Raw genomic sequence first — 6324 nt, 5'->3', positions numbered from 1 at the left:
CATCTGTTCATCCGTCAGCCAGAACAGGTCGCTCATCTTCAGTCTCCTTGCAGAGCCTGAATCAAAATTCCCTACAAAAATCAATGGGTCCTGAGCCTAGCTGCGTAGTTCAGATAAAAAATGTCTCCACAAAACCCGGGGCAATTCATCGATCAGCAAACGGGTCGGTCCCCATACATTGCGGCACAGTTTTGCGACGCACCTGCTGGAGGATGGCGTCGATATCCGCGTGATCCAGGCCCTGCTGGGTCACGCCCGTCTCGACAGCACAGCGCTCTATACAAGGGTCGCTACCCGCACTGTGCGGGCGGTGATCAGCCCGCTCGACACATTGGGGGCCCTGGCGACGGCGCAGGCGAGGCCCGACGGCTGATCCCCGAGCTTCGGTGGGCACGGTCATGTCCGCCTCGCTCGAACTTGGCGATATCTTTCGGGCTGCCGGTCCTGCCTGGCGGGCAGCCCATGCCGGACGTCTTCCCCTACAGCAGCTCAAGGTCATGTCGGCGATAGAACACTGTCGCACCGCAGCCCTGGGTGGCCATGTCGCGGCCTGTGGGGACTGCGGACACTGGCGCATTGCCTATAACAGTTGTCGCAACCGCCATTGTCCGCGCTGCCAGGGGAACGCCGCACGGACATGGCTGGCCGAACGGGAGGCCGATCTGCTGCCGGTCGGGTATTTCCATGTCGTCTTCACCCTGCCGGCACGGATCGCCGACATCGCGCTTCAGAACAAGGCCGTTCTCTACGCCCTGCTGTTCCAGGCTGCCTCGGAGACCATGATGATGATCGCCGCCGATCCCCGGCATCTGGGCGCGCGCATCGGCATCACCGCCGTGCTGCACAGTTGGGGCTCAGCGCTGACCCATCATCCCCATGTGCACATGATCGTGCCGGGTGGCGGTCTCTCACCCGATGGCCAACGCTGGATCTCATCGCGCCCGGCCTTCCTGCTGCCCGTCCGGGTGCTGGGCAAGCTGTTCCGCCGCCTGTTCCTGACCCGGCTGCTGGCACTTTTCGACGCCGACCGGCTGGTCTTCCGGGGGCAGCTTGCCCCTCTGGCAGACCGCCGTGCCTTCCTGCGGTATCTCGCCCCTGTGCGCAGCAGGCGTTGGGTCGTCTACGCCAAGCCACCGTTTGCCGGTCCAAAAGCGGTGCTGGCCTATCTGTCACGCTATACCCACCGCGTCGCCATCTCGAACCGCCGCCTCCTCGCGTTCGACGAAAGGGGCGTGACGTTCCGGTACAAGGACTACCGCCGGGATACCGCGCATCAGCAGCAGGTCATGACGCTTGGCACGGATGAATTCATTCGCCGCTTCATGCTGCATGTCCTGCCACGGGGATTTCATCGCATCCGCCATTACGGCCTGCTGGCCAGTTCCAATCGCAAGGCCAGTCTCGCCCGGGCGCGGGACCTGCTGAATGTCATCCCCACACCAGCGGCGGAAGTCCCGGAGTCCGGACCGGTCACGCCACCGCCCTGCCCATGCTGTGGGGGCAGATGGTCGTTATCCAGATCCTTCCCCGCTGGTGCCAGCCCAGAGGACCGCCACGGGCGACTGATCCGGCCGGGGAATCAGCATGATGACCGGCAGACATGACCCTATAACCCGATGCCTGCCGGAACCGTCTCGTTCCGGCACACCGACAGGCTTACGCAAAACGCGAAAAAACGGCGGAAAGCGCGCACCTGAGGCCCTGAAGATCCTGTCATCTTCATGTGTAGGATCAGCGGGAAACGCCCTTTGCCGCGTCACGAATGCCGCCACGTGACCCCGCTCAGGGGCGCCTCAGGGCAGCGCCAGTTGCAAATTCCCCATAACTGTGTCCCGGTGTCGCGGGTTCGGTCCTCCCCGACTTTCGTACGCCTCACGGCGCCCGAAACTCTTCAGGAGTGCGGAAGGTCTGCTTCTAGATCCTGCGACAAACAAGCAGACATCGTTGATCAGTCCCCTTCGCTTTAAACGCAAAATTGATTACTTGAGACTCTCAAAATCATCTAGGAATTCTGATCCTGGTTTTATCGCCGATATCCAGAGCCAATCTCGGGCGCGCGTGCAGGCCACATAAAGAAGGTGGCGCTCAGTGGCGTAAACTTCTTCGAGTTCGCCTTCATCCCCAATCTGCTCGACCCGTTCCTGGAGCGGGATAATCTCGTCGTCACACGCCATAACCACAACAGCGCGGAATTCCAGTCCTTTTGCCAGATGCATCGGCAATATGGAAACGGAACCAGGGGTCAGGACGAGCGTGTCGTCCAATACTGTAGCCGTTATGCTGGCTGCACGAACGGCAGCCTTCGCCCGGTCGATCTCGGATCGAGAGCGAACAAGAACAGCGATTTCCTCAGGCAGGTAACCTTCCTTCATACGATTGGCAATCCAGCGTCCGGCCTCAGCCTCTTCTGTCTTAGCATAATCAAACAATGCAACAATCGGCGTTGGACCATCGAACAGAGAGACCGTTTCGGCCCGTTCGTCCGCAATACCGTCAGCATCCGAGACGGATCGGGAGAGGAGTCGGTCTGCGTGCGTCCGGATTTGATGCGAGGTGCGATAGTTGATCTTCAAGGTGGACGACCGGCCTCGAACATCAATCCCCATTGCCTTCCATGAAAAAGGCTGCTGGAAAATCCGCTGGCCAAGATCGCCTGCAAAGAACAGACCGTTTTCCTTTCCACCGGCAAGAGCGGAAAGGAAACGCGCTTCGGCGATATCCAGGTCCTGCGCCTCGTCCACGATGACAAACCCATAAGGAGGCGCCAGTCGTCCAGCCTGCAATGCGTCGGTCAGACCCGAAAACACATCGGCCATGGTCATCAGACTGTCTTGGGCAAGCGACGTCCGTAACGATTCAAAACACGTCCAGAGAGCCGCGCGCTGCTTTTCACCCAGGCGGGCCTTGCGGCCCAGGCGTGATGCTGTGCGATAGGTCTCCCAATCACGGATCTGGCGCGCATCTACGACGTCACTCCATTCCCCGAACAGAAAGGATAGCGAAAACCGGCTGTCCGCTGCATCATTCGCGATTTGTGTCAGCCGCTCCTGAATATCGGCTGAGGAGGCTATGAGCGGCTTTTTCCCCGTCAGGGTCGTGTAAAGCCCCAGCCCCGTTTGCATCAGACAACTTACGTCAATCCGGGAGGCGAGCGAACTGTCGTCCGAAACTAACAGTGACACCCGTGTCGCCAGCGCACGTGCCAACGGACCGGAAAAGGTTGTGAGCAGGACGCGTTCGTTCGGATGAACTCGCGCCAGATGCACAGCGCGATGTAGAGCAACGATCGTCTTTCCCGTTCCGGCGGAACCCATTACCCGCGCAGGCCCAGAGAATGACCGCTCCACCAGCGCCTGCTGTGCAGGATGAAGGAAAATGGCCCATTTGTCCCATGGATAATCCAACGCTCGGCGCAGTTCCTCCACTCCATGCAGCACGCGGAAACGACGTTGAGCATCGGGATGGGCGAAGCCCTGAACCTCTTTTTCGACCCGTGCCGGAGCAGGCTTTTCCCCCACTGCCAACGCCATCAATGCCTCTGCCGCCTCACCAGGCAAGTGAGGGAGCAGATCGAGCAGCGCATCTTCGTCGGTGACGGCCAGAACATCCGCCAGCCAATCCGCTGGCACTCCGAAGGAAAGCAGTTCCGCGTCCGTGCGTCCCGCGAACAGTCGCTTTTCTCGCAGAACAGGAACCGGCAATTCTTCAACCCGTTCGCGGATTTCCACCATCTGCATCGCGCCGGTCGCGGGGTGAACCTCAATCCGCCGTCTCTCGGCCCAACGATAGGCGTCATCGTGATGGTCGACCCAGACGAGCATCAAACTGCCTGCCATACGATGCACGATCAGGCGAATATCCCTATTCACCCGGACGGACCAGAAATGCGCGTCTTTTGCGTGGTCGATGCGATGGAAGCTCAGTCCCTTACCGGTCGGGTTCAGTTGAAGATCCAGCGCCGTGATCTTCGCCGCTTTCTGCTCCTGCCCCGAAAGCCGCGTCAGGCTCGCGGTGAACGTGTCGGCGATGCGGAACTCGGTCATGAGATATCAAACACCTTCATCACCTCATCGCCAAACTGGTTGATGACCTTCACTGCTATCCGTCCGGTTTCGGGTTTCGGGAACGGACGAGAGACCTCACTGTTCAGGCTAGTCCAGGCTTCTTCGTCAATTTCCGCTTTCAGTGTCGTCTTCAGCGCCTTGTAAGGATCGTTTGCGCCGAGGAAGTAGGCATGACGCACGAAGAAGCTTTCCTCGTTATAATCCGTGTCGATCATCCACAGGGCAATATCCTCTGGTCCACCCGACACAACCTCACCCGTCGAAGGCTTGAACACATCCACGCCATGGATGCGGACACGGATTTCTCCATCTTCTGTTCATTCAATGCCAATATCCGGCTCACCAAACACGACGAACAGGTTGCCGCTTGATTTCAGGTCTGTCTGCATATGCAGGTCCGGGTTCATTCGCGCGCGCAAGACTTTCAGCCGCCCGAGGTTGTTGAACTCAGACGCATTGGCTTCGTACGCAAATGCACAGGAGATCAGCACATCAAACCCGGCATCTCCGGCCTCACGGGCTGCTGCGGTCAGATCAGGCTTTGTTACCGTGCCAAATTCCGGACCGATCAATATACCTGCTCGCCGCTCGGTCTCGCCCTCCATGAAGCGGCCTTCAGCACATAGCATCTTGCCCGGCCAGACATCGAGCGACGTGAAGGTAATCCGCTCGCGCTTGTCGCCCTGCTGCACGCCGGCTTCACCCAGGGTCGTCAGGATCATGGTGACGAAATCACGCACGGATGGATCGCGCGAGGGCGCCGTCGGTTTGCCAGGATCGAAGAACTGATCGTCCGTGCCGACCGCCAGCATCCGGTGAGGCGAGAGAGACTCAACCGTAAACGGTCCGCTCACACGCACCTTCGAACGGTCTTCATAAGGTTTGTCGTAAAGATACTCGGTATCTGCCTTGGCCGCGATGGAGGCGTCGATTTCCTTCTGACGGGCAATGCGCTGCTCCCACCATGCCTCATGCGCTTTGCATGCAGCTTCGGGCCAGTCCGCGTCTGCCTCACGCGGGATTTCCCATTCTTCCCAATGCTGGCCACATGTTTTGTTGAGTTTTGCTCTCAGAGGCTCCAGACGTGCTTGAAAATCTTCCCAGATCACATCGATTTCAGCATTGTTGGCGATGGATTTCAGCGTGATATGCGGCACACGCTCATAAACGAAGCCATGCTTGATGTTGGCGTGTGTCGGGTGTGATTTCGGGACCGATCGCATAAGTTCGGCCTCCTTGCGTTGCCCTTCCGGGCTGTCGGCGAGGAGGTAATATGGATAGCGTGCGCCCATCAACCGCGAACGAGCTAGAGCGAGTGCCACGCGAGAGGTATCAATAGTGATCCAGCGTCGGCCCCACTGCTCGGCAACGTAGGCTGTAGTACCGGAGCCGCAGGTAGGGTCGAGCACAAGATCGCCAGGGTCGGTGGCCATGAGTATGCAGCGTTCTATGACTTTCTCAGAAGTTTGTACGACGTATATCTTTTTTGACGCATAAGTACTTCTAACCGTGTCATTCCAAACATTATTAAATTCCGTCACAGAGAAATCATTTGAATATCTTACATATGTAAGTGTGTTTTTTACTGCCTGAAGACGATTTGCTTTTTGCAAAACACCAAGTCCACGTTGTGATGTTTTCCAATGTGTTCCTTGGGCAGGAAAAAACTTCTTTTTATTATATATGTAAGGATGAGAACCTTTTTCAGATGCTCCAGCTGATACCAAAATACTGGTCTGAAAACGACTTTGATCTTTGTCGTGAATAGAGCCATCCTTTGTTGCCGCCGCAATTGTTTTTCGCAGTCCTCTGTTCAACTCAACCCATTTATACCCAGAATCTAAAATATACTTATCTTTTGTCTTAAAAATTTTTCTGTATTTTGTTTTTGTTATATCCTTCGAAAACCAAATTACATAATCATATACTGAGGATATCAAAGAGGGAGAAAATCCTCCCGTTTTTTGAAAAGCTATTTGAGCACAGAAATTATTTTCACCAAAAATCTCATCCATCACCGCACGCACACGATGAACATTCTCGTCCCCAATCTGAACAAAAACACTTCCACTTTCGGTCAGCAAATCATGCGCCACCGTAAGTCGATCTCGCAGATAGGTAAGATAAGAATGAATTCCATCCCGCCACGTGTCTCGAAACGCCTTAGGCTCAGGACCCATTGATTTTTGTAGGGAATTTTGATTCAGGCTCTGCAAGGAGACTGAAGATGAGCGACCTGTTCTGGCTGACGGATGAACAG

Annotated in this window: 5 protein-coding genes; 2 read left to right on the top strand and 3 right to left on the bottom strand. The window is 56.6% G+C overall.

The window, feature by feature from the left end:
- Positions 1-100 precede the first annotated feature (100 nt).
- Together CDI09_RS16940 and CDI09_RS16935 are read left to right on the top strand one after the other, a co-directional pair.
- Positions 101-373 carry a tyrosine-type recombinase/integrase gene (locus tag CDI09_RS16940; RefSeq protein ID WP_205836722.1) on the top strand — a complete coding sequence of 91 codons (273 nt, stop codon included), beginning with the start codon at positions 101-103 and terminating at the stop codon, positions 371-373.
- Between the two features lie 25 nt (positions 374-398).
- Positions 399-1604 carry an IS91 family transposase gene (locus CDI09_RS16935; protein ID WP_408884521.1) on the top strand — a complete coding sequence of 402 codons (1206 nt, stop codon included), beginning with the start codon at positions 399-401 and terminating at the stop codon, positions 1602-1604.
- Positions 1605-1979: 375 nt separating this feature from the next.
- Here the strand turns inward: CDI09_RS16935 and CDI09_RS16930 are convergent, their stop codons facing one another.
- The 3 genes from CDI09_RS16930 to CDI09_RS16925 form a co-directional block, all read right to left on the bottom strand.
- Positions 1980-4043, bottom strand: coding sequence for a 3'-5' exonuclease (locus tag CDI09_RS16930; protein ID WP_078526880.1), 2064 nt, complete (start codon positions 4041-4043; stop codon positions 1980-1982).
- On the bottom strand, positions 4040-4345 hold the full coding sequence (locus tag CDI09_RS18725; protein WP_236944497.1) for a hypothetical protein: 306 nt from the start codon (positions 4343-4345) through the stop codon (positions 4040-4042). The genes CDI09_RS16930 and CDI09_RS18725 overlap by 4 nt, the downstream gene beginning before the upstream one ends.
- A gap of 36 nt (positions 4346-4381) precedes the next feature.
- Positions 4382-6324: site-specific DNA-methyltransferase (locus CDI09_RS16925; protein ID WP_249034057.1), on the bottom strand; the 1943-nt coding region annotated here is incomplete at its 5' end.

Source organism: Komagataeibacter nataicola, from assembly GCF_003207795.1.
In the GTDB taxonomy this organism is placed as follows: Bacteria; Pseudomonadota; Alphaproteobacteria; order Acetobacterales; family Acetobacteraceae; genus Komagataeibacter; species Komagataeibacter nataicola.
The sequence above is the reverse complement of the archived record's forward strand: the minus strand, read 5'-3'. Positions and strand labels throughout refer to the sequence as shown.